Origin of the sequence: Mameliella sp. MMSF_3455 (genome assembly GCF_030733205.1) — a bacterium.
Lineage (GTDB): Bacteria > Pseudomonadota > Alphaproteobacteria > Rhodobacterales > Rhodobacteraceae > Antarctobacter.
Genome location: NZ_JASHJL010000012.1, coordinates 96,418 through 120,933, shown reverse-complemented (window position 1 = coordinate 120,933; position 24,516 = coordinate 96,418). Strand labels below are relative to the sequence as shown.

The window sequence follows — 24,516 nt, the reverse complement described above, 5'->3', positions numbered from 1 at the left end:
CTATGTCGAATTGAGTTGGGCAAGCTGCCTTGCCCACGCTTCCAGATGCAGGGCGTGCACGTCCAAAGTGCGCCACAAGAAATACCGGAGGAGAAAACCCATGAAATTCAAGACAATCCTGGCCGCCGCCGCATGTATTGCCGCGCTGCCCGCAATCGCCCAGGACGCGCCCGAAATCGACAGCCTGGACATGGAAGCGCCCAAGCGTCTCCTGTTCGTTGGCAACAGCTATCTGTACTACGGCGACAGCCTGCACAATCACGTCGTCAGAATGGCGCGCACTGCCTATCCCGATGAAAGCTTCACCTACAAGTCGGCGACGATTTCCGGCGCCTATCTCGATCACCACGATATCGACAGCCACCTCGAACCCGGCAAGCTGGGCGTCGACGACCCCTTTGACGTGGTCATCCTCCAGGGTCATTCGACGGCCATGACCACCGACGAAAAGGTCAAACGTTTCAATGACGCCGCCAAGGAGATGCAGGCCGCCATCGCCGCCACCGGCGCAAAAACCGCACTCTACATGACCCCTGCCTACAGCGATGAACACCGCCGATATGATCCGGGGATGTTCGACAAGGTCGACGCAGGGTACACTGCGGCCGGCAACACGCTCGACGCGTTGGTGATCCCTGTCGGTCTCGCTTTCGAAATGGCTTATGAACGACAGCCAGACATCAATTTGCACAAGGATTTCGACGGCAGCCACCCGACCCTTCTCGGCACGTACCTGGCGGCGGCCACGACCTATGCAGCGCTCTACGGCGAATCCGTCGTTGGCAATCCCTACGACTATTTCGGATCGGTGTCGGAAGAGGACGCGGCCTTCCTTCAGCAAGTCGCCGAAGACGCCGTCGCGGCCTATTATTCCCGGTAATCCTGACCAGACCTGAGTTTCAGAGCACAAACCGACCCGGGCGGACTGCCGCCCGGGTCGGATCATGGCGATGGACCCGCGATCCGAGGCGCTTCCCCTGAAGGCTGGGTACGGGCAAGACACTCAATGACTTTGGCAGGTCGCTACCGAAGCCGTATGCAGGCGCAACCAATCGCAAGCCAGAGGTGCCGGATATCAGCGCCGGACCTGAAACGCCGGCCGTTGCCGCAAGCACTCAACTTGCCTTGCAGCCCCCCGCAGTGAAAAACCTATGCATTGCCTCCCCCGCGATAGGCGCCGATTCCGCGCTGGCCGCCTGAAGCGTCCATTGGCTTCGCCACAATTATAACGTGAATGAATATAATCCGTGCCGAATTGAGTCGCGCACGGTCCTTCGCCCACTATCCCATTCGGAGGACGCGCCACCATCAGGCGCGTAACAGGGAATACAACGGAGGAGGAAACCCATGAAATTCACGACATTCCTTGCAGCCGCTGCTTGCGTGGTCGCGTTGCCCGCAGTCGCGCAGGACAATGCAGATTGGCCAGCCAGCATCACCATCGGCACCGGCAGCCAGGGCGGCACCTATTTCGGCTACGGCAGCGGTTTCGGCGCGATGATCAGCGAAGAACTGGGCGTCAATGCAGGGGTCGAGATCACCGGCGGCCCGGTACAGAACGTCACACTCGTGGAAACCGGCGAGCACCAGCTTGGCTTTGTCACCCTCGGCCCCGCCGACGAGGCACGCCGAGGTGAAAGCCCACTGATGCCCGGGACGCCGCACGAGAACGTGCGGGCCCTGTTCCCGATGTACCAGACACCGCTTCAGGCCGCTGTTCTGGCCTCGTCGGACATCGAGAGCTTTCAGGATCTGCAAGGCAAACGCGTGGGGGTCGGCCCGGCGGGCGGCACATCGGCAACCTACTGGTCCCGTTTCTTCGAGAACGCCGAAGGCTATGAAAACGTGAAGCTGTCCTTTGCGGGTGGGTCCGATACTGCAGGCCAACTGAAGGACGGACTGATTGACGCATTCGTCTATGCTGCGGGTCTGCCGACCGGCGCCTATGCGCAACTTGCAGTCGAGAACGACGTGCGCTTCCTGTCGATGGACGCAGAGACGCTGGCGACGATGAAGGAAATCGTGCCGGCGATGGCGGATTTCACCATCCCGGCTGACACCTACGACGATCAGCCCGACCCGCTGCAGACCGTGTCGCTTTGGAACTTTGCCATTGCGCACAAGGACATGCCGGAAAGTCTCGCCTACGAGATCACGGCGCTGGCGATGGAAAACCACGACCGCATGATGACAAACCACGCCGCCGCACGGGAAACCCTGCCGGAAAACGTCGTCAAGAACACCGTGGTCCCGTTCCACCCGGGCGCTGTCCGCTGGTTCGAGGAAAACGGCTTTGACGTCCCGACGGTCGACTAAGCATCCGCTTTCCACGACGACGGCATGACTTTTCTCAGGCGGCGATCCCCGGTCGCCGCCTGTTCTGTTCCCATTCTCACGAGCGATCCGGACCATGAGCAACGCGCAGCAGCACGGCCCGACCCCGGCCGAAGAGGACGGCAAGTCCGCAATCGAGCAGGAACTGGCCAGGGCCAATGTCGACAACGACCCCGTCGCCGCAAACCAGAGGCTGTTCACCGGCACCCGAAACATGGTGATCGCGCTGATGTGCGTGGCCTACACGGTGTTCCACCTTCTGGTCATGAACGTCTACCCGCTGGAGACCTGGGCCTACCGGCTGACCCACGTTGGCGGAGGCCTGCTGCTGGGCTTCCTGCTGTTCGGCTCAAAGGCTTTCGCAGAGGACACCGATGCGACCCATCGCGACAGCCTGCTCTCCAAGGCGCTGCTTGGGCTTGCAGGGGCAGGTATCGTCTACGGGCTGGTCGGGGTCGGGGCGGTCTGGATCAACGGGACCGTGCTTGGCGAGCGCCTGCCGCCGCAATGGGCGATGTCCACCTTCGGCATTCCACTGACCGCGGGCACCGCGCTGGCCATCGTGCATGGCTGGGTATTTCCTCATCGCGGACGGATGCAATTCGCGCCGGGTGACGTGCTGCTGGCGCTGTCCGCCGTCGCCTTTACCGCCTACCTGATCTTTTTCGCCCGGCAATTGCAGTTGCGGGCCGGGATGCCCATGGCGCTGCCGGGCGACATGTGGTCGGCCATCACCGGCGTTCTGCTGATCATCGAACTGACGCGCCGCCTGGCAGGTCTTGCGCTGGTCATCATCGCCGGTGTCTTTGTCGTCTACGCTTTCGCCGGGCCTTGGCTGCCGGGCATATTCGAGCACCGCGGCTATGACGTAAAGCGTTTCTTCTCCTACATCTTCACCGACAATGGCGTTCTTGGCGCCCCGATCGCGATCTCGTCGACCTACATCATCCTGTTCGTCGTCTTCGCGGCCTTTCTGCAAACCACCCGTGTGGGCGAGTATTTCGTCAACCTCGCCTTTGCCGCCGCCGGGCACCGGCGCGGCGGACCGGCCAAGGTGGCGATCTTTGCCTCGGGCCTGATGGGCATGATCAACGGCAACTCGGCGGGCAACGTCGTGGCGACCGGTTCGCTCACCATCCCGATGATGAAGAAGGTGGGCTATCGCAACCAGACCTCTGCCGCGGTCGAGGCCGCCGCCTCGACCGGCGGGCAGATCATGCCGCCGATCATGGGTGCGGGCGCCTTCATCATGGCCGAGATCACCGGCATTTCCTACATGGAGATCGTCTATGCCGCGATCATCCCGGCTGTGATCTACTTCGTCTCGGTCTATTTCATGGTCGATCTGGCCGCGAAGAAGGCGAACATGAAGGGCCTGCCGCGTGACCAGCTGCCCAGGCTCGCCAAGCTGGCAAAGCAGATCTACCTGTTCCTGCCCATCGTCGTTCTGATCTACGCGCTGTTTGCGGGCTATTCCGTGATCCGCTGCGGCACGCTGGCGATGATCACCGCCGCCGTCGTTTCCTGGTTGACGCCCCACCGCATGGGACCGCGCCAGCTGTTCCAGGCGCTGGACAACGGTGCGCGGATGGTTCTGCAACTGGTGGCGGTCTGCGCCACGGCGGGCATCATCGTGGGGGTCATCGCGCTGACGGGCATCGGCTCGCGCTTTTCGACGGTGCTGCTGGCGCTGGCCGATCAAAGCCAGATCCTCGCGCTGTTCTTCGCGATGGTCGTGTCGATCATCCTTGGCATGGGCATGCCCACGACGGCGGCCTATGCGGTGGCGGCCTCGGTCATCGCGCCGGGCGTCATCAACCTGGGTGTCGCGCCGCTGACCGCGCATCTGTTCATCTTCTACTTCGCGGTGATGTCAGCCATCACGCCGCCGGTGGCGCTGGCCGCTTATGCGGGCTCGGCTCTGGCCGGGTCGGACCCGATCCGAACATCCGTGGAAAGCTTCAAGATCGGCCTCGCCGCCTTCGTGGTGCCTTACATGTTCTTCTACTCTCCGGCGATGCTGCTGGACGGCAACTGGTTCGAGATTGCCCACATCGCGGTCACCGCGCTGATCGGCGTCTACCTGCTGTCCTGCGCGGTGCAGGGCTGGTTCTTCGGACATGCGAACCTGGCCGTGCGCGCGGCCTTGGGAGCAGGCGGGCTGACGATGATCGCCGGCGGCTGGATCACCGATGCGATCGGCGTGGGCATCGCGGTTGCGTTGGTCCTGATCCAGAAAAGCCGCGTAACCGCATCAGACTTTGCCCACGGCGCCGACTGAGGCCGCGGCAAGGCGAAACGAAAGGGCCAGCGCCTGCTGCTGACAGATACGGGCTAGAGTGCTGGCCGCGTTCGGATAACATCGTTCGAGAAACATACAGGCGCACGCCTCTGCGCAAGCAAATCTCATCGCATGATGGCAGTCCGGGAACGCCCGCACCACTGAAGCCCTGCGGCGAATATTGCCGCCAACCAGCCAAATTTTAACCATATTCGACCGGCATTTTATGGGCAATTGAGGATTTGTCCGATGAAAGTCAGGTACGAACCGGCCTTGCCGGATCTCAGCTATACTATCCAGGCGCCGCTACTGGTTGACCTCGAAGGTGCCGGTCATTTTTGGGCGGAGTCTTGGTCGTTGGAGCACGTCTCTCGGCCACAAGCAACGCCTCGTGCAAGCGGCACGGCCACGCTCACCATCCCGTTCCAGGGCTTCGGTATCACCATGCAGGTCGAATTGGCCTTTGACCCGGAAACAGATTGCTTTCGGTTCTCGGCCATTGGCCAGCGCGAGCTGGAAGTCCTGACGAATTTCTACCGTCAGATCGTAACGGGCCGAGCCATGACGATGGACCGCATGATCCTTTCGATGGATGCGCCGGTCGAAAAGATCTCGATGGAGCAAACGCCGAAGGAGGTAGCGGCCGAGACACGCCGCGCGTTGCCGCGCCCGACACGGATCCTGACCGCCGTCGCGATCTACGCGATGTTCGCGTTCTTCGCTTACAAGCCTGTGGTCCTTCCCATCTATCAAGCGCTGAGTTTCGCGCCGGCCGTGGCAGAGACGCAGAGCGACTGATGCCCGAAACCGACTGGCTTCCCACGGACCCCCATGCCGACATCGCCGAGCGCATGCGGGTTCATCAGGCCCCTGTGACCGGAAGAAAATGGCGGCTTCGCGACATGCTGGCCCTGGCAGGCATGGTGCTGCTCATCCTGTGTGCGATCGTCATGATCCCGGGGTTTCTCTACGACGTGGAACACCACCACGTCACATGGGCATTGGGGCTTCTGGGGATTTGGCGCTACGGCTGGTGGTTCAACCACGCCCAGCGTGCCCGTCGCTACGAAGTGGTCAAGTTCCCGAGCATACGCCGGCAGTGCGACAAGGTCTGGCACGACGGCTGGCGACCGCGCCACCTGCATATCCAGATGACCACCTACTACGAAGAAGAGGCCATCACGCGCCATGTAATGAAGGCGCTTCTGGATCAGATACGCGAAATCGGCGTGCCCGCGACCATTTGGGTCGGCAGCGGCGCGCGTCATGACGAGCGCATCATCGAAGAGGTCGTCTGGGAGTATGGCGCCGATCTTGACGCCGAAGTCGCCTTCATCCGCCAGAACCAGCCCGGCAAGCGAATGGCCATCGGTCTGGTGATGCGCGCCATCATTCGCACGGCTCCTGACGATGACGACCTGATCCTGTTCATGGATGGCGATGCCATTCTGGGGCCTGGCGTCCTGGCCCGGTGCTGCGCCATGTTCGGCGCGGACGACAAGCTCGAAGCCCTGACCACCGATGAAGAGGCCATCACCTACGGTCCGGCCTGGCTGTGCCGATGGTTGAACATGCGTTTCGCGCAACGTCGCCTAGCCATGCAAAGCCACGCCATGAGCGACAAGGTCCTGACCCTGACCGGCCGGATGAGCATGTTCCGGGCGCGGCAGATCTGCAACCTGCGCTTTGTCCGAACCATCGAGGCGGATTTTCTCGACCATTGGCTGTGGGGGCGTTTCCGCTTTCTCTCGGGCGATGACAAGAGCACCTGGTATTACCTGCTCGGACGTGGGGCAAAGATGCTCTATGTGCCGGACGTCTGCGTCTATACCGTCGAAGTCATCAAGGGCAGCGGCCGCGACCGGATGGTTCAGAACCTGCGCCGCTGGTCGGGCAACATGCTGCGCAACGGCGCACGCGCGCTGCAGTTGGGACCGAAGAAAGTCGGTTGGTTCATCTGGTGGTGCGTTCTGGATCAGCGTCTTGCGATCTGGACCATGCTGGTCAGCCCCACCCTGATCCTGCTCTCGCTGATCTTTGACCCGGGGTATGTCTGGATCGCCCTGTCCTGGGTGCTGGTGTCCCGCCTGGTGCTCAGCCTGTTCCTCTTCCGCTACGCCAAGCGGCCTGACATGACCTGGCCTTTCCTGCTGTACGTCAACCAGCTTTTGAACGCCTCGGTAAAGTCGTTCATGATCTTCTTTCCGCACAAGCAGCGCTGGGCCAACCGGGGTGGCCAGAGGGCGCAGCACGAAGTCGGCCTTGCCTACCGGGCCAAGTCGGCCATCGCGATGTTCCAGTTCGTCACGATTGTCCTTGTCTTCGTTCAGGCGGTGTCCTGGGTCATGGGCTCGGGCGCATTGTTTCAGCCTTTCTGACTGTTCGGGCCAAACCCGTAGCCTGATGCGACGCCAGATGGCTGCGCCTGCCTTGCCAATTCCGCAACGAGCCAGCCGCCCCGCCGGATAGGGCAAAAACTGGCTCACCAAGTAAAAAACCACATAAAATCTGCACCTTATCGAACTCAAGCAAATCTTAACATATTCTTAATGGCGTCCAATTTCGGACATAAACGACGTTAATTTTCACATGCAAAGGAACATAGATCGAGGCAATGACAAATGTTGGACACCCTTTCTGAGACTGTGCAGCCAGACGTATCGCAGGGGTTCCAGCCCTACCTGGTGCCGGACAACAAACCCCGTATCAGTGTCGTGGGCCTCGGCTATGTCGGGTCAGTGACCGCCGGATGCCTTGCATCGCTTGGCCACCAGATCGTTGGCGTGGATGTCGATCCGCTCAAGCTCGCGAACATCATGGAAGGCCGGTCGCCGATTCACGAAGCGGGCCTCGACGAACTGCTTGCCGAAGGTGTCAAACGCGCCGCGATCTCGGCCACCAGTGACCTCTGTGCCGCCGTTGCCGACACCGATGCGACCTTTGTTTCCGTCGGCACGCCAACTGCTCCGGATGGCTCCTGTGACTTGCGGTACATCGAAAGCGTGGCCGACACGATCGGTACCGCAATCGCAGCCAAGGAGACCTTCCACGTTGTTGTCCTGCGGTGCTCTGTCCCCCCGGGCACCACGATGAACGTCATGGCGCGCAGGATCGAACAGGCGTCGCGCAAGGCGGCGGGCGTGGACTTCGGCATTGCCTTTGTCCCCGAGTTTCTGCGCGAGGGCGTCGCGGTGGACGACTTCCGAACACCCCCCAAGACGGTCATCGGCGCATCGGACGAACGCTCGGTCGGGATCGTGGCCCGCATCTTCGAGCCGGTCGACGCCAAGCCGATCGTCACCGAGATCGAAACCGCCGAACTGGTCAAATACGTCGACAATGTCTGGCACGCCAACAAGGTCTGCTTTGCCAACGAGATCGGCCGCCTGTCCAAGGCGCTGGACATCGACGGGCGCGACGTGATGGACATTTTCTGCCAGGACACCAAGCTGAACCTGTCGCCCTATTACCTCAAGCCGGGCTTTGCCTACGGCGGTTCCTGCCTGCCAAAGGAAGTGCGGGCGATGAACCACCTGGCGCAGACCCGCAACGTGGACCTGCCGCTGATTGGCAGCTTGGACCAGTCCAACGTGGCGCAGATCGACCGGGCCGTGGCCATGCTTCTTGCCGCGCGGCCGCGCAAGGTGGCCGTACTCGGGCTTGCCTTCAAGCCCGGCACCAATGACCTGCGCGAAAGCCCGATCCTGGATGTGATCGCCCAATTGCAGGCGAAGGGCATCGCCGTCAGCGCTCATGACCACTTCGTGACCTCTGACAATGTCGCCGAAAGCGCGCGCCACGCGGCCTCGACGAAACCGGGGTTGCAAGACCTCTGCCAGCAGTTGCCGCAACTTCTGCACGAAGACATCGGCGACACGCTTCAGGACGCGGACGCCGTGATCGTGACCCACGCCCTGCCGGAATACCGCCAGGCGGCGCAGGACGTGTTCGTTCCGGTCGTCGATGTCGCTCGACTGTTCGCCGGACAGACCGAGCCCGCGAACTGCCAGGGCATCGGCTGGTAACCGGCTTGCGGCCCGTCAGGCAAAGCCGCGCAGTAAATTTCATTCGGAGTAAATGACCATGCCAGCACTCAAAGGCGCCAAGAATCTTGCGAAGTCGATCGGTTCGACGGGCAATGTCCCACGCGGACCAATTCCCGAGCTCGATCTTGCCCCGCCAACCGAAGCTCTCTTGCTGAAATGGGCGCGCTCGCTTGACGCGACCCGTCCCGGCAAAAAAGATCAAGGCAACTCGCTGCCCACGCCGGAGGAGATTCCGCAATCCTTCCTGGATCGCATTTCCAAGATCGGCGCGTCGATTGCCGTCAGCCCTTCGAGCCTGTTTCTGCGCACCGTCGATTTGCACAATGAACCGGTACAGGTTTCGATTGCTGCGAACGGAATAAGCATTGCCGACGACCGAGACCTGTTCACTGCCGAAGACGATTTCGTCTTCTTGTCTTCAACGGAAACGGAACTCGATGCCAGGGGCGGCGACGACACGGTCACCCTGCTTGCGGGGGGCGCGTCCGGGCCCGTCTTCGGCAACTCGGGCAACGACACGGTTCTTGGAAACGCGGCGGACGACAGCCTTTTCGGCGACTCTGGCGAGGATCTCCTGATGGGGGGTGCCGGGGCGGATGAATTGTCGGGCGGCAATAACGCAGACAGCTTGCAAGGCGGCGACGGCGCGGACCTGCTGAAAGGCGGCAAGGACAATGACCTGCTGGAAGGTGGCGCGGGCGAGGATCGGCTGTACGGCGATACGGGGGACGACAGCCTTGATGGCGGTGATGATGCGGACGTGATCTACGGCGGCAACGGCGATGACTCGATCAACGGCGGCGAGGGGGCAGACAGCCTTTTTGGCGGCAAGGACAACGACACCATGACCGGCTCTGCCGGCGATGACCTGCTCAAAGGCCAAAGCGGCAACGACTCCATGAACGGAGGCGATGGGGACGATACGATCATCGGAACCTCCGGAGACGACACCCTGATCGGCGGATCTGGCGCCGACAGCTTGTCGGGCGGCTCCGGGGCGGATTGTTTTGTCTTCGACGCCGGAACGAGCGACGGTTCCAGGGACACGATCGTCGATTTGCGTGCGGACGACCTCATACTTCTGGCCGGTTTCGATGAACTGTCTTTGGCAGCAGATCCCCTGACCCTGCTTGCCGATGCCTTCACCATGCAACCGTCGGGCAATGGCCTCCTGCAACTTGGCGACCTTGATATACTCATTGAGAACAGCAAAATGCTCGACGAAGCCGCCTTCGAAGAGCTTGTGATCGGAGCCATTCAGATCGCCTGACGCGACCGGTTTGGCAAAGGTCGCAATATTGCGGCCGCAGCTCTTGATAAAGACTATATTGTGGGCGTGGCGCCCGGTTCGGACGCCATGCCATGTTCAGTTTCGAAAGAGCGAGGGCGCCCCATCGGTGAAAAAGCTGAGCCTTGATGCCACGGATATTCGCATCCTGAGTGCCGTTCAGCAGCATGGGCAGCTGAGCAAGACACGGCTGTCGGAGATCGTGAACATCTCTCCCACGCCCTGCTGGGCACGGCTCGACCGGCTCAAGGCGGCGGGATACATCCGCGGCTACCATGCGGACATCGCGCTTGACCGGCTGTGCGACGTCACGCAGGTCATCGTGACCGTCTCGCTGACCCACCATCGCAAGTCCGATTTCGACCGGTTCGAGGCTTGGGTTGCCCGCCATGACGAAATCACCGAGTGCATCGCCACAGGCGGCGGCATGGACTACGTCATGAAGACCGTCTGCACGACGCTGGCCGCCTTCCAGGAGTTGATCCAGGACATGCACGACGCCGAACTGGCGGTCGACCGCTACATGACCTACATCGCGACCCGCGTGGTCAAGACCGGGCGCCCGAACATCGCCAGCCTGGCCCGTCGCCAACAGCGCGACCAAACGGTCTGACAGGGGGCGGAAATAAAGCCCGAACAGACCAGACGCAGCCCGTCATTTGGTCTGCGGACCGGTGGCTTTCGCACCTAGATAAGCGTCATCATCAACCGTGTTCCGAGCCGCCAGCCCGGAGACAGACAAGGACGCACGCTATGCACGCAGACGAGTTCGGCTTTGGCACGCAGATCCGCAAATCCCCCTATTTCGACGCCACCGTGCGCTGGGGGGCAAAGGGTTTCTCCGTCTACAATCATATGTATATCCCACGCGACTTCGGCGATCCGGAACAGAACTTCTGGAACCTCGTGAACGATGCGATCCTGTGTGACGTGGCCGTGGAACGGCAGGTGGAAATCACCGGCCCGGATGCCGCGCAATTCGTCCAGATGCTGACCCCGCGCGACCTGTCGAAGATGGCCGTGGGCCAGTGCAAATACGTCCTCATCACCAATGCGCAGGGCGGCATCCTGAACGATCCGATCCTGCTGCGCCTGGCAGAGAACCACTTCTGGATCTCCTTGGCGGACAGCGACATCCTGCTGTGGGCGCAGGGCGTTGCCGTGAATTCCGGTCTCGACGTGCATATCTGCGAACCCGATGTCTCGCCTCTGCAATTGCAGGGCCCCAAGTCGGGCGAGATCATGCGCGCCCTCTTCGGCGACGGCATCATGGATCTGAAATACTACTGGCTGCGCGAAATGGAACTCGACGGCATCCCGCTGATAGTCTCGCGCACCGGCTGGTCCAGCGAACTGGGCTACGAACTGTACCTGCGCGACGGTAGCAAGGGCGACGCCCTGTGGGAGCGGATCATGGCGGCCGGCCTGGAATTCGGGCTGAAACCCGGACACACCTCGTCGATCCGGCGTATCGAAGGCGGGATGCTGTCCTATCATGCCGATGCCGACATCCACACCAACCCGTTTGAACTGGGTCTTGACCGGCTGGTCGATCTCGAAATGGAGGCGGATTTCATCGGCAAGGCCGCGCTGAAACGCATCCGTGACGAAGGCGTCAAGCGGATGCAGGTCGGGCTGATCATCGAAGCCGACCCGCTGCGTGGACCAAACACCACCTTCTGGCAGGTTAACAAGGACGGGGCAGAAATCGGCAAGGTCACCTCGGCGGTCTACTCGCCCCGGCTGGACCGCAACATCGCGTTGGCGATGGTCGCCATCGAACATGCCCACCTGGGGATGCAGGTCGAGGTCGTCCTGCCCTCCGGCCCCAGTGTTGCGACCGTGGTGGAACGCCCTTTCTTCGATCCTAAGAAGTCGCTGGCCGCGGCCTGAGATGACAAGGCGCCGGTTGGCGCCCTGCACAAGGCAAGTTCCCGCCGGGGCCGGACGACGGACCCCGGCAAATTTCTTCGGCGACTCTGCAATTTATGGCAGAGTGATGGCCTGTATTCAGAGGACGCGCATAACGACCAGAATTTCCAAGGGAGGAGAGACCATGAACCTGAGACCGGACCCGACATTCCACGCGACCCCCAGGCTGGCGATGGAGGCGCCGGCCGAGACGCTGGCCTTCACGCTGATGCTGTCGCCCGACGGCAGCCAGCCCGACGGCCTGGCGGTGGTGGACGTGGACCCGAAATCCAAAACCTACGGCGAGATCGTGCACAAGCTGATCATGCCGAACAAGGGTGACGAATTTCACCATTTCGGCTGGAACGCCTGTTCCTCCTCCCTGTCGCCGCTCTCGGGCCACGCGTTCCTTGAACGGCGCTACCTCATCATCCCGGGCATCCGGTCGTCGCGCATCTACGTCATCGACGTGAAAGAGCCGTTGAAGGCCAAGATCCACAAGATCATCGAACCCGAAGAGGTGCTGGCCAAGACCGGTTATTCACGGCCCCACACCATCCACTGCGGCCCCGAAGGCATTTACGTCAGCACCCTTGGGGGCGGTGGCGCGGATGGCACCGACGGCCCTCCGGGCATCTTCATCATGGATTGCGAAACCTTCGAGATCTTGGGCCGCTACGAGATGGACCGCGGCAAGCAGGAAAAGCACTACGATTTCTGGTGGAACCTGCCGCGCGACTACATGGTCAGCAGCGAATGGGGCCTGCCACCGCAGTTCGAGAACGGGCTGGTGGCAGAGGACCTGCTGTCGAACAAGTATGGGCACCAGATCCACTTCTGGAACCTTCGGCAACGCAAGAACGTGCAGACCATCGATCTGGGCGAAAACCACCAGATGGCACTCGAGATCCGGCCCGCTCATGACCCGGCCAAGGACTACGGGTTTTGCGGCGTCGTGGTGGACACGACAAACCTGCAAGGCGCGATCTTCACCTGGTGGCAAAGGGACGACGGAACCTTCGAGGCGAAAAAGACCATCACCATCGACCCGCGCCCGGAAAAGGCGGAAAACCTGCCCCCGCTGCTGCAAGGGTTCGAGGCGGTGCCGCCCCTCGTGACGGATATCGACCTGAGCCTGGACGACAAGTATCTCTATGTCGCCTGCTGGGGCCTGGGCGAAATGCACCAATACGACGTCTCGGACCCGATGAACCCGACGCTGGCCGGCAAGGTCGAAATCGGCGGCATTGCGCGCGGCACTGCGCATCCGAACGGCAAGCCCTTTGCCTACGGGCCGCAGATGGTCGAGATCAGCCGCGACGGCAAGCGGGTCTACTGGACGAATTCGCTCTATTCCACGTGGGACGACCAGTTCTACCCCGACGCGAAAGGCGGGCAGATGGTCATGGCGCATGTGGGTGAAAACGGCGGCCTAACGCTGGCCGAGGATTTCTACGTGGAGTTCCCAGAAGGTTACCGCAGCCACCAGATCCGCCTGGAAGGCGGGGACTGTTCGACCGACAGCTTCTGCTATCCCTCCGCCTGAGAATGGACGGACTGACCACCACAACGGCCCTCTGGGGGGCCGTTGTCGCGTCTGGACTGTACCACGGCGCAAATCCGGGGATGGGGTGGCCGCTGGCCGTCTCCGCCGCATTGATGGATCGCAGCCGGCGCAGCCTGTTGCGGGCATTGGGCGCTTTGGCGCTGGGGCATGTGTTGGCCATCCTGGCGATCCTGTTGCCCTTTGGCGCGCTGATGTTCCTTGTCGAATGGCAGCGGGAAATCCAGATCGGCGCCGCCTGCCTGGTGATTGCCCTGGGCGTCTACCTGCTGATCAGTCCCCGCCACCCCAGGTTCCTGGCCCGCGTGCCCCCGTCGCGGCTGGTACTATGGTCTTTCCTGGCAGCTCTGGCGCATGGTGCGGGCCTGATGCTGGTGCCGATCTATCTCGGGATCTGCCGCACGGTCGAAACCGATTCCGGCCACGCCGCGGCGGCGGACCTTATGACCGGCAATACGGGGGTGGCGGTGCTGGTCGCCCTGGCGCACACGGTCGCCATGTCACTTGCGGGCGGTGCCTTTGCCTTTGCCGTATACCGCTGGCTGGGGCTCAAGGCGCTGTCCCGAAGCTGGTTCAACCTGGACAGGGTCTGGGCGCTCAGCCTTGTGCTGGTCGGAGGAATTTCCCTGCTGACGTTGCAGGGATAAAGGTTCGTGGCCCTGCGCCGTCAGCGCCATCGTTCGGGGTCGGGCCCACTTTTTCTGCCCCCGCGAACACCGGGACCTCACCCCGATGAGCCATCCCCGGCGAGGCCCTCCGATGCGATCAATCGCCCGACAAGCGGATGCGGAAAGGTGCGTGGCGCCGTGACCGCGTAAAAACTCTCGACGATGTCGAGTTCAAACGGGGCGCTGGTCAACAGGCCATGCGCCAGTTCGTCAGCCAGGACAACGGCGGGGGTTATGGCCAGCCCCACGTCGTCACGGGCCAACAGCCGGACCATCGCCATGTCATCGACGATTGCCGCGATCCGGGGCGTGACGCCAAGGCGGGCAACAAGGCTGTCAAATCCCGTGCGGATCGAGCTTTCGGTCGGCAGGATCACCGGTTCCGCGGCCAGAAGCTCTGCCAGCGTCCCATGACCAAGCCGACGCGCGGTTCCATGGATCGCCACGGGCTGTTCGTCGATGCGATGTGCCACAAGGTGGGGAAAGGAGTCGCGCGGCGGCGGGTCCGTCAGCAGGACGACATCAAGCGCCAGATCCTCCAGCGCGCGCAACAGCCGCTGGCTGTTGCCGGACGACAGGACCAGTTCTGCCCCGGCATCGGACAGAACCGGGCGCAGGAACTGCAACTGGAAATTCCGCGACAGGGTCGACAGGGCCCCGACGCGCAAGGGCGCCTTCACCCGACCGGTCCCGGTCATCGTGGCGACAAGGTCTTCGCCGACGTCGAAGATACGCTCGGCATGGTCCAGCGCGATCCGCCCTGCCTCTGTCAGGACCATTGCCCGGCTGGTGCGTTCGAACAGCGCATGCCCGAACCGCTCCTCCAGTTGCCGGATCTGGGTCGACAATGCGGATTGCGAAAGGTTCAGCCGCGCCGCCGCGTGGGTCAGGTTTCCTTCGCGCGCGACGGCCTGAAAATAGTGCAGATGACGGTAGTTCAGGTGCATCCATTCTACTTAATAGAACGCTATGATCCAAACAATATAATTTTTATTATACCGAGAGCCGTCTAGATCGACCGCCGACACGGAATCGGAGGTCCACGATGAGCTACCTGCTTCTTTTCTCTCCACTTGCGCTGGCCGCCGCCGCGGTTGCGATGGCTGTTATGCCGCCTGCCCGCGCCCATTGGCGCCTGCGCCTGCCGGAGATCGCCGCGCTGGCAAGCCTCGCGCTGGCTGTAGCGGCGGCAGTTGACCTTGCGCTGTCGGGTCCCGGCACAACTCCTCTCGTCGGTGTCGAGGGTGTGGGCCTGTCGGCACGGGTCGATATCGTCAGCGTGGCGATGACACTGACCGTTGCCTTCGTCGGCTGGATCGTCCTGCGTTTTTCGCGCGTGGCGCTGGACGGCGAGGCGCGGCAACCCGCCTTCATGGGCTGGATGGCCGCGACCATCGCCTGTGTCCTGCTGCTGGTCGGCGCGGGCAACGTCGTGCAACTGGTCGTCGGCTGGGTCGCGGTCGGGATCACGCTGCACCGCCTGTTGCTGTTCTACCCGGACCGCCCACGCGCCCGGCGCGCCGCCCGCAAGAAAGCGACCAGCGGGCTTGTGTCCAGCGCCGCACTGATAGCGGCGGCCGCCCTGATCGTGGTCAGCTTTGGCACATCGGACATTGCGACGATCAACGCCGCCGCGCGGGCTGGTGAGGGGTCCGGTCCGCTCTGGCTGGCCGCTCTGTTCCTGGCCGCCGCGACCATCCTGAAATCCGCGTTGCTGCCGACACATGGCTGGCTGACAGAGGTCATGGAAGCGCCGACGCCCGTTTCGGCCCTGCTGCATGCGGGGGTCGTCAATGCGGGCGGGTTCCTCTTGATCCGCTTTGCCGACGTGATGCTGGCGGCACCCGGGATGCTGGCCTTCCTGGCCCTTGTCGGCGGCTTCAGCGCAGTGATCGGGGCCGCCGTTGCCCTGACCCAACCCGCCGTCAAGACAGCGCTGGCCTGGTCCACCTGTGCGCAGATGGGGTTCATGGTGCTGCAATGCGGGCTTGCGCTCTTTCCCCTGGCACTGCTGCACATCGTGGCGCACTCGCTGTACAAGGCCCACGCCTTCCTGGCCTCGGGCGGCGCCGTGCGCGAGGTTGCCTCGATCCGCCGCCCCGGCCCGGTCGCCGTGCCCGGTCTTGGCGCCGTTGCAAGGGCATTTGGCCTCGCACTTTGTCTCTACCTCGTGGTCGGGCTGGCCTTCGGGATATTGTCGAAACCGCCGCAGACCGTGGCACTTGGCGCGATGCTGATCTTTGGCGTGGTCTACCTGATGGCCCAGGGCCTGGCCGACCTGGCCCCCCGCGCCCTGGCCTGGCGGACCGCCGCAATGTCGGTCAGCGCGACCATCGCCTATTTTGCGCTGCAACAGGGCGCGATCTGGCTCTCTGCCGGCACCCTGCCTGCCCCGCCCGCCCCTGACGGTCTGGTCTGGGCGACGATCGTTCTGGCCTTGGCGAGCTTTGCGCTGGCCGCCGTGGCGCAGACGACCTTTCCGCTCTGGGCCGGGCATCCGGCCACGGCGGGATTGCGCGTGCACCTGATGAACGGCCTTTACCTCAACGCGGTGTCCGACCGGCTGTCCGGCCGCTGGACGCCCAAGTCCGGAGCAACCCAATGAACGCCCATGTCACCTGGCCCGGCCAGACACTCGAACTCTTTGCCGCCGCAGAAAGCGCAATCCGGCAAATTCCCCCCGCCTTTCCCCTCGATGCCACCGTGGCCGTAAACCCCTGGCTGGGACAGGCCAAGGAGGACCGCAGGGCCGCCGCCGCAAGGCTGGCCCGCGTCGGTGGTGGTCGCATGTTCCTGCCCAGAGAGACGGTGGCCGCGATGATCGACGCAGGAGAGGTCAAGGCAGAGGATCTGCGGACCGCAGAGGCGGCTCATGGGATGGCACCCGGCACCCTGGCAAAAGCGGCACGGCAGACGGCGTCGAAGACCGCCGTGCTGCCCGCGTTGACGGACCTGGCACAGGACGACAGCGGCATCGACTGGCCCGCCTTTGTCGAGGATCGGATCGGGCTTTGGGCCGCGGCACATTTCGATCGCGGCCAAGCCTTCTGGCCTGCGCCCGAGGGCAGGGCATGGACGTCCTGGCGGACTTTCGCCAGCCGGGACCTGACCTCAGAACTGGCCGGGTTGTCGGGCTTTGCCGCGCGCGTTGCAGCGATGCCCACGGATGCGCGCGCGGCCTTTGCCGACGCCTGCATGGCCCTGGGGCTGACGCAGGACGCCGCCCCCGTCTATTTCCACAGGCTGCTGGTAACGCTTGGGGGATGGGCACAATATGCGCGTCATCTTGGCTGGATGGCAGAGCGCGACGGCGGGCGGGACGAAACGCTGTTCGATCTTCTGACGATCCGCCTGGTTTGGGAGGTTGCCTTGCTTGAGCAGGCCGCCGAAACACGGGCGGCGGCCTGGGACCAGGCACTGCAGGACTATGGGCGCCCTCTTGCCATCGACGAGGGCACCACCCTGGAGGCAGCCCTGCAAGAGGCCGTGGACCGGGCCGCGGAACGGCGTCTTGGCGACACGTTTTCGGGGCCAACCCGGGCAGAGCCCGATGCCCGGCCCGCGATCCAGGCGGCCTTTTGTATCGACGTGCGCTCCGAACGCCTGCGCAGGGCGCTGGAGGCATCTGACCCGGGGCTGCGGACCATCGGCTTTGCGGGCTTCTTTGGCCTTGCCGTCAGGCATCACGCCCATGCCTCGGACATTGCCGAGGCCCGGTCTCCGATCCTGCTGTCGCCCGGCGTCACAAGTGCGACCAGCGGCGACGACACCGGCCCCCGCATCCGTTTGCGGGCCGTCCGGGCCTGGGGCCGGTTCAAGCGCGCCGCGGTTTCGGCCTTTGCCTTCGTCGAAGCGGCAGGCCCGCTCTATGTCGGCAAGTTGCTGCGGGACAGCCTTGGCCGCCGGGCATTGCCCAAGGCTGATACGGCCCCGCATCTTGACCTGCCGCTGCCGGCACGCATCGACATGGCCGAAAAAACGCTCAGGGCCATGTCGCTGACGTCGGGATTTGCGCGGCTGGTGCTGATTTGCGGACATGGCGCCACCGTCACCAATGCGCCCCATGCAAGCGCGCTGCAATGTGGTGCCTGTGGCGGTCACGCGGGGGACGTGAACGCCCGGCTGGTGACCTCGCTGCTCAACGATGCCGCTGTCCGCGCGGGCCTGCAGGACCGGGGGATCGAAATCCCCGAGGACACCCGGTTCGTCGCCGGGCTGCACGACACGGTGTCCGACGAGGTTCGCCTGTTCCAAGACGGGCAGCCCGCCGCCACCGGAGAGGACCTGGACCGTTTGAGATCGTTCCTGTCGCGCGCCGCCGCCCTGGCGCGGGCAGAGCGGGCGGCCACGCTGCCTCGGGGTGAGGCCGAAACACTTGCCATGCGTGGGCATGACTGGTCGGAACTGCGGCCGGAATGGGGGTTGGCCGGATGTAAGGCCTTCGTGGCTGCCCCACGCACACGCACCGCCGGACGGGATCTGGACGGGTCCACCTTCCTGCATGACTACGACTGGCGGCAAGATTCCGAGGCCGCGACGCTTGAACTGATCCTGAGCGCACCCGTGGTGGTCGCAAGCTGGATCGCGCTGCAATACAACGGCTCGGCGGTTTCGCCAGAGACATTCGGCGCGGGCAACAAGCTGTTGCACAACGTGGTTGGAGGCATCGGCGTGCTCGAGGGCAATGGCGGCACATTGCGCGTCGGGCTGCCCTGGCAATCGGTACACGACGGGACGACTCTGCGTCATGTGCCCAGCCGGCTGGTCGTAGCAGTCGAAGCCCCCGAAGCCATGATCCAGCAGGTCCTGCACCGGCTACCGGATGTCCGCGCACTGTTCGACAACGGCTGGCTGACCCTTGTCAGCATCGACGGCAAGACAGGCGTCTTCCGGCGCTACGACGGCGGAACCTGGGTTACGGGCGCATCGTCCTTGCCGTCCGTTGCCATTGCTGCGTGACGCTGCAGATCACCGCGCGGGCCGTCCGCGCGGTGATCACAGTCGACTTTTCGCGTCCGAGCCATCGCGAAAACCACACCGGACCGCATGCGCCGATGAGGGCGATTCAAGCCATTTTTTCGGCGCCTCGGCGGGCCGCCCGTCTTGGCTGATGTCGAACAGCGCCCGGACATTTGGGACACTCTGGATGACGAGGATGATCATGCGGCCTGCCACGTCCCGCGGATGACCTCATGGGTGCCTTGAACAGGGTCATGAAATCGGGAACGGGCGCGCACAGGCCCCGGGGCACCGCAACCCGTCCATTCCAGCCAGAAGCGTCGGGAGAAGCAGACCATCGGGCCTGGCGTGATCAGGCCCGCCGCGCCTTGCGTGCGGACAGGACCCCCGCGGCCGAGGGGGTGGGAAGGTCGAAATAATCCAGCGTCCCGGCATACCCATCGCCGCCCATGCGGCCCAGCGCATCCAGCGCCGTATGGGTCGAATAGTAGGTGTCGAGGTCGATGATATCCTCGCGCACATGCGCCATGACGATCTGGCCAAGAATGATCTCGCGCGCCGAGCTGATCTCGATCCCAAGGTAGCGGCGGCATTCGAAGGCGACGGGCGCCTCCTTGATCCGCGGACAGGCGACCATCTCGCCCGGGGCCGCCGTCAGGCCCGCCATCTCCAGTTCATCCACCTCTGGCGCAAAGCCCGCCGCTGTAACGGACATCGCCTCGACATTGGCGCGATCGACGATGTTGACGGTGAAACACTCGGTCATGCGGATGTTGTAGGCGGTGTCTTTGAAACTGCGGTCGGGCTTGTTCTCGACGCCCAGCGCCAGGATCGGCGGATCGGCCGACAGGCAGTTGAAGAAGGAATAGGGCGCCGCGTTCACCACGCCCTGGGGCGAGATCGTCGTCACCCAGGCAATGGGGCGCGGCACGATGGTCCCGATCATGACCTTGTAGGCCTCGCGCGGCGTGAGATCCGCAAATTTCAGCGCGTGGTGTATCCGCGTGTCGGTCACTGTCCGAGTTCCTTGCCATAGTGAGACAGGATCGAAGAGACGCTGTCCGGTTGTTTTTCCAGCTCGGCCCGACCGGCAACCGCGCCAAGGTGGTGATCCATCAGGGTCATTGCCCTGTCCATGTCTGCAGTCCGGATCGCCTCGATGATCTGCGAGTGCTCGTCCACGGCACAGTCTGACGAATGGGTCCGGGCGTACATCGCCATGATCAGGGAGCAGCGCAGCACCACCTCTGACACGTAACGGGACAGAACCGCATTGCCGGTCAGTTCCGCCAGAAGCGTATGGAATTCGCCGGCGAGGCGAATCGACACCGGGCCGTCCTTGCCCTTGACGCTCTGCTCGCTGCGGACGTGCGCCTCCAGCTGGTCAAAGCCGCTTTCCGGCAGCCGCTCGACCAGGATCCGGATCACCTCGCGCTCCAGCGCGCGGCGCACCTCGAAGATCTGCTTGGCCTCTTCCAGCGAAGGTTCGGCGACAAAGGCCCCGCGATTGCGTCGCGCGACCACCAGCCCCTCGTTCTGCAACCGCACCAGAGCGTGACGCACGATCGTGCGCGACACGCCGAACTGTTCGCCCACCGTATCCTCGGGCAGGCGCATCCCTGGCTTCAGGGCCTGTTCGATGATCGCCCGCTTGAGAAGCGTGTGAACGGCATCCGTCAGGGTGGTCTGGTCACTCATGACTCGTCTTCTTGTCTGTTCTTTGTGCACTTGGGATAGCGTATCCACTCAGCTGCGTCAATTGGATACAATTAGCTTGCCAAAATAGAATCAATCCCGCATCAAGAGTATATCGTATCCAATCCTACCGATTCCCAAGTACAATCCAACAACAGGGACCAGACGATATGACGATCAGAAAACTCCTGCTTGCTTCTGCGGCACTTGCTTCTCTCGCGGGCGGTGTGCAGGCCGAGAATGTCCTGAAATGGGGCGCCAATCGCGACATCGGCTCGCTCGACCCCTACTCCTATGGCGACAGCTTCACGATCAACGTGCTGAACCACGTCTACGAGGGGCTCGTGCGCTATGATGCCGACCTCAAGATCGAGCCTGCGCTGGCCGAATCCTGGGAGATCCTCGACGACCAGGTGACATGGCGCTTCAAGCTGCGCGAAGACGTGACATTTCACGACGGCGCGCCCTTTACCGCCGATGACGTCGTCGCCTCGCTGGAACGGGTGAGCCACGAGACTTCGCCGCTCAAGGGCAACCTGCCGGCCTATGTCTCGTCCGCCGTGGTGGATGCCCACACCGTCGACATTACCCTGAACGGCACCTATCCCCTGCTGCTCAACGACCTGACGAACATCCATATTTTCGACAAGGAATGGATGGAGGCGAACGACTCGCTGCTGCCGACCGATATCGGTTCGGGCAAGGAGGGCTATGCCACCTACAATGCGAACGGCACCGGACCCTTCATCGTCGAAAGCCGCCAGCCGGACGCCAAGACCGTCTTTGTCGTCAATCCCGACTGGTGGGACGACCCCCGGCACAATCTCGACCGGATCGAGCTGACGCCGGTGACATCGGCCGCGACCCGCGTGGCCGCCCTGCTTTCGGGCGAGATCAACTTTACCAATGACGCGCCGGTGCAGGATCTTCCGCGCCTCGAAGCGGCCCCGAACGTGAACGTGCTGGAAGGCGTCGACCTGCGCACCGTGATGATCGGCTTTCCCTTCCGCGACACCCTGACAACCGGTGAACCCAACCCGTTCAAGGACAAGGCCGTGCGCGAGGCGCTGTACAAGGCCATCGACCTGGACCTGATCCACCAGCGCGTGATGCGTGGCAAGTCCCGGATCGCGGGCGCAACCGTCGCCCCGCCGATCCCCGGATACGCCGAGAAACTGGATACGGTGCCGGGATACGATCCGGACGCCTCGAAGAAACTGCTGGCCGAGGCGGGCGTGCCCGAGGGGCTGACCTTTGAATTCAACTGCCTGTCCGACGGGCTGGTGAACGAGGAACAGTTCTGCCAGGCCATCGCGTCGATGTGGTCGCGCATCGGGCTGGCGCCCAAGCTGGACGTGGCACCGCGCGCGGTTCAGACGCCCAAGCGCACCCAGGGCAAGACCGACATCTACACCCTAGGCTGGGCCACCCTGCCGATGCTGGACGCCTATTCGCCGCTGCTGCAGATCTTCCACTCCAAGGAAGGCAACTCCGGCGTGTTCAACTGGGGCGGCTGGTCCTACCCCGAGCTTGACGGGCTGATCCAGCAGGCCGGCATGGAACTGGACCTCGACAAGCGCCTGTCGCTGGAAACCGAGGCCCTTGGCATCGTCAAGGACGAGATGATCATGATCCCGCTGCACCAGCAGCCGATGGCCTGGGCCGTGACCGAGGACGTGGCCGAGATGCCCCTGTTCCCCGACAACAAGCCGCGGCTCTGGTTCGCCCGCGTCGCCGAAGACTGATCCGACAGGACGGGCTGCGGGGGGTCTCCCCGCAGCTTCCCACAAGACCGGAGATCCCATGCTCGCCTTCCTTATCAAGCGCACGGCCAACGCCGCCTTCGTCATGCTGGCGGTGGCCCTGCTGGCCTTCATCATCTTCCGGTTTTTCGGCGACCCGGTCGAGATGATGGTCAACGAACAGGCGACACAGGCCGACCGCGCGGAACTGCGTGAACGCCTTGGCCTGAACGACGGGTTCGTCACGCAGTACACGCGCTTTGTGACCAACGCGGTCCAGGGGGATTTCGGCATCTCCTACCGCAACCAGCAGGACGTGATGGTCCTGATCGGAGAGCGGTTTCCCGCAACCTTCGAACTGGTCCTTGTGGCCACGATCATTTCCCTGGTCGTGGGCATCCCGCTGGGTGTCATCACCGCCGTGCACCGAAACTCGCCACTGGCCAACGCCCTGCAACTTGGGTCCATCGTCGGGGTGTCGCTGCCCTCCTTCGTGGTGGGCATCATGCTGATCCTCGCCTTTTCCGTCTCGCTGGGCTGGCTGCCCGCCTTCGGACGGGGAGAGACGGTGGACATCGGATGGTGGTCCACAGGTCTGTTGACGCCTTCGGGCCGGGCGGCCTTGGTGCTGCCGGCGATTTCATTGTCGACCTTCCAGATCACCCTTGTCATGCGGCTGGTCCGGGCCGAGATGCTGGAAACCCTGCGAACCGATTACGTCAAGTTCGCCCGTGCCCGCGGGGTGCCGGTCGGACGGGTCAACTGGGTGCATGCGCTGCGCAACTGCCTGATGCCGGTCATCACCCTGACGGGCATGCAGATCGGCAATCTGATCGCCTTTGCCCTCGTCACCGAGACGGTCTTTCAATGGCCAGGCATGGGTCTGCTCTTCATCCAGGCGGTGACCTTCGTCGATATCCCGGTGATGGCCGCCTACCTAATGCTCGTTTCCTTCATCTTCGTCGTCCTCAACACGGTTGTGGACGTGACATATGCCTGGGTCGATCCGCGCCTGCGCGACGACGCCGCCAAAGCCGGAGGGGCCAATGGCTAACCTGTCCATGACCACCGAGACCGACACAGAGACTGACACAGCCCCCCAACCCGCCCGCAGGGCGAGCCTGGCAGCGATCCGCGACAGCGACCTGTGGTATTCCTTCCGCACCCACCCCAGCGCGGTTTTTGCCGCCTGCCTGCTGGCGCTGGTGGCGCTGACCGCGCTCTTTGCCCCATGGATCACACCGCAGGACCCTTATGACCTGGCCGCGCTGGAACTCTGGAACTCCGAGATCCCGCCGATCTGGAACGAGGCCGGCCAATGGCCCTATATCCTTGGCACCGACACGCAGGGGCGCGACATCCTCTCGGCAATCCTTTACGGCTCGCGGATTTCGCTGATTATCGGTTTTGCCTCGGTCATCGCGGCGCTGTCCGTTGGCCTGAGCCTAGGGCTGATCGCAGGCTATTTCGGTGGCTGGGTCGACAACGTGATCATGCGTCTGGGTGATGTGCTGCTGTCGATGCCCTTCATCCTGATCGCCATCCTGATCACCGCGGTCGCCACCGCCTCCTTGCCGACGGGGCTGAAGGATGTGCTGGCCGCACCGATCCTGATCCTTGCCATCGCCGTGCCAAGCTGGGTCCAGTACGCGCGGACCGTCCGCGCCAGCGCAATGGTCGAGCGCAAGAAGGAATACGTGCAGGCCGCGCGGCTGATCAGGGTGAAACCCTGGCGGATCATGCTGCACCACATCCTGCCCAATTGCCTGACCCCGATCCTGGTCGCGGCCACGCTGAACTTTGGCCTGGCGATCCTGTCGGAGGCGACGCTGTCCTTTCTCGGCGTGGGAATGCCGCCGGATCAACCCAGCCTCGGCACGCTCATCCGGATCGGCAACCAATACCTGTTTTCCGGCCTGTGGTGGATCGTCGTGTTCCCCGCCGTCCAGCTTTGCCTGATCGTGCTGTCCGTCAACATGATCGGCGACTGGCTGCGCGATGCCCTCAACCCCAAACTGAGATGACCCC

General features: G+C 63.3%; 20 protein-coding genes. 16 read left to right on the top strand and 4 right to left on the bottom strand.

The annotated features are described in order from the left end of the window. Nucleotides 1-100: 100 nt before the first annotated feature. From RBB42_RS11310 to RBB42_RS11260, 11 genes are all read left to right on the top strand, one after another. Nucleotides 101-880, top strand: a complete 780-nt coding sequence (locus RBB42_RS11310) for an SGNH/GDSL hydrolase family protein (RefSeq protein WP_305967818.1) — start codon at nucleotides 101-103, stop codon at nucleotides 878-880. A gap of 467 nt (nucleotides 881-1,347) precedes the next feature. Beyond that, complete coding sequence (locus RBB42_RS11305) at nucleotides 1,348-2,316, top strand: TAXI family TRAP transporter solute-binding subunit (RefSeq protein ID WP_305967817.1); 969 nt, start codon at nucleotides 1,348-1,350, stop codon at nucleotides 2,314-2,316. Between the two features lie 94 nt (nucleotides 2,317-2,410). Beyond that, a complete protein-coding gene (locus tag RBB42_RS11300) occupies nucleotides 2,411-4,615 on the top strand; it encodes a TRAP transporter permease (protein WP_306043685.1) in 2,205 nt (734 codons plus the stop codon). 249 nt (nucleotides 4,616-4,864) lie between these two features. Next, on the top strand, nucleotides 4,865-5,413 hold the full coding sequence (locus RBB42_RS11295) for a hypothetical protein (RefSeq protein WP_305967815.1): 549 nt from the start codon (nucleotides 4,865-4,867) through the stop codon (nucleotides 5,411-5,413). Then, nucleotides 5,413-6,993 carry a glycosyltransferase gene (locus tag RBB42_RS11290; RefSeq protein WP_305967814.1) on the top strand — a complete coding sequence of 527 codons (1,581 nt, stop codon included), beginning with the start codon at nucleotides 5,413-5,415 and terminating at the stop codon, nucleotides 6,991-6,993. The genes RBB42_RS11295 and RBB42_RS11290 overlap by 1 nt, the downstream gene beginning before the upstream one ends. Nucleotides 6,994-7,236: 243 nt before the next feature. After that, nucleotides 7,237-8,640: a nucleotide sugar dehydrogenase gene (locus tag RBB42_RS11285; RefSeq protein ID WP_305967813.1), complete on the top strand. Its 1,404-nt coding sequence runs from the start codon at nucleotides 7,237-7,239 to the stop codon at nucleotides 8,638-8,640. Nucleotides 8,641-8,692: 52 nt separating this feature from the next. Further along, on the top strand, nucleotides 8,693-9,931 hold the full coding sequence (locus RBB42_RS11280; protein WP_305967812.1) for a calcium-binding protein: 1,239 nt from the start codon (nucleotides 8,693-8,695) through the stop codon (nucleotides 9,929-9,931). A gap of 127 nt (nucleotides 9,932-10,058) precedes the next feature. Continuing rightward, the gene (locus RBB42_RS11275; RefSeq protein WP_305967811.1) at nucleotides 10,059-10,562 is read left to right on the top strand and encodes an Lrp/AsnC family transcriptional regulator; all 504 of its coding nucleotides are present in this window, start codon (nucleotides 10,059-10,061) and stop codon (nucleotides 10,560-10,562) included. A 140-nt stretch (nucleotides 10,563-10,702) separates the two neighbouring features. Continuing rightward, nucleotides 10,703-11,842, top strand: a complete 1,140-nt coding sequence (locus tag RBB42_RS11270) for a glycine cleavage T C-terminal barrel domain-containing protein (RefSeq protein WP_305967810.1) — start codon at nucleotides 10,703-10,705, stop codon at nucleotides 11,840-11,842. 163 nt (nucleotides 11,843-12,005) lie between these two features. Further along, the gene (locus tag RBB42_RS11265) at nucleotides 12,006-13,406 is read left to right on the top strand and encodes a selenium-binding protein SBP56-related protein (RefSeq protein WP_305967809.1); all 1,401 of its coding nucleotides are present in this window, start codon (nucleotides 12,006-12,008) and stop codon (nucleotides 13,404-13,406) included. Nucleotides 13,407-13,408: 2 nt separating this feature from the next. Next, nucleotides 13,409-14,071: a hypothetical protein gene (locus RBB42_RS11260; protein ID WP_305967808.1), complete on the top strand. Its 663-nt coding sequence runs from the start codon at nucleotides 13,409-13,411 to the stop codon at nucleotides 14,069-14,071. Between the two features lie 77 nt (nucleotides 14,072-14,148). Here the strand turns inward: RBB42_RS11260 and RBB42_RS11255 are convergent, their stop codons facing one another. Continuing rightward, a complete protein-coding gene (locus tag RBB42_RS11255; protein ID WP_305967807.1) occupies nucleotides 14,149-15,039 on the bottom strand; it encodes a LysR family transcriptional regulator in 891 nt (296 codons plus the stop codon). A 98-nt stretch (nucleotides 15,040-15,137) separates the two neighbouring features. Here RBB42_RS11255 and RBB42_RS11250 point away from each other — a divergent pair, with 98 nt between their 5' ends. Next, nucleotides 15,138-16,697, top strand: coding sequence for a proton-conducting transporter transmembrane domain-containing protein (locus RBB42_RS11250; RefSeq protein WP_305967806.1), 1,560 nt, complete (start codon nucleotides 15,138-15,140; stop codon nucleotides 16,695-16,697). After that, nucleotides 16,694-19,051, top strand: a complete 2,358-nt coding sequence (locus tag RBB42_RS11245; RefSeq protein ID WP_305967805.1) for a YbcC family protein — start codon at nucleotides 16,694-16,696, stop codon at nucleotides 19,049-19,051. The genes RBB42_RS11250 and RBB42_RS11245 overlap by 4 nt, the downstream gene beginning before the upstream one ends. A 36-nt stretch (nucleotides 19,052-19,087) precedes the next feature. Here the strand turns inward: RBB42_RS11245 and RBB42_RS11240 are convergent, their stop codons facing one another. The 3 genes from RBB42_RS11240 to RBB42_RS11230 form a co-directional block, all read right to left on the bottom strand. Further along, complete coding sequence (locus RBB42_RS11240; protein ID WP_305967804.1) at nucleotides 19,088-19,255, bottom strand: hypothetical protein; 168 nt, start codon at nucleotides 19,253-19,255, stop codon at nucleotides 19,088-19,090. 148 nt (nucleotides 19,256-19,403) lie between these two features. Beyond that, nucleotides 19,404-20,066 carry a flavin reductase family protein gene (locus tag RBB42_RS11235; RefSeq protein WP_305967803.1) on the bottom strand — a complete coding sequence of 221 codons (663 nt, stop codon included), beginning with the start codon at nucleotides 20,064-20,066 and terminating at the stop codon, nucleotides 19,404-19,406. Beyond that, nucleotides 20,063-20,749 carry a GntR family transcriptional regulator gene (locus RBB42_RS11230; RefSeq protein ID WP_305967802.1) on the bottom strand — a complete coding sequence of 229 codons (687 nt, stop codon included), beginning with the start codon at nucleotides 20,747-20,749 and terminating at the stop codon, nucleotides 20,063-20,065. The genes RBB42_RS11235 and RBB42_RS11230 overlap by 4 nt, the downstream gene beginning before the upstream one ends. Before the next feature lie 167 nt (nucleotides 20,750-20,916). Here RBB42_RS11230 and RBB42_RS11225 point away from each other — a divergent pair, with 167 nt between their 5' ends. From RBB42_RS11225 to RBB42_RS11215, 3 genes are read left to right on the top strand one after another with little or no spacing between them, the layout of a single operon-like run. Further along, the gene (locus tag RBB42_RS11225; protein WP_305967801.1) at nucleotides 20,917-22,491 is read left to right on the top strand and encodes an ABC transporter substrate-binding protein; all 1,575 of its coding nucleotides are present in this window, start codon (nucleotides 20,917-20,919) and stop codon (nucleotides 22,489-22,491) included. Between the two features lie 58 nt (nucleotides 22,492-22,549). Further along, nucleotides 22,550-23,542 carry an ABC transporter permease gene (locus tag RBB42_RS11220; protein ID WP_305967800.1) on the top strand — a complete coding sequence of 331 codons (993 nt, stop codon included), beginning with the start codon at nucleotides 22,550-22,552 and terminating at the stop codon, nucleotides 23,540-23,542. Next, on the top strand, nucleotides 23,535-24,512 hold the full coding sequence (locus RBB42_RS11215) for an ABC transporter permease (RefSeq protein ID WP_305967799.1): 978 nt from the start codon (nucleotides 23,535-23,537) through the stop codon (nucleotides 24,510-24,512). The genes RBB42_RS11220 and RBB42_RS11215 overlap by 8 nt, the downstream gene beginning before the upstream one ends. Nucleotides 24,513-24,516: the final 4 nt, after the last annotated feature.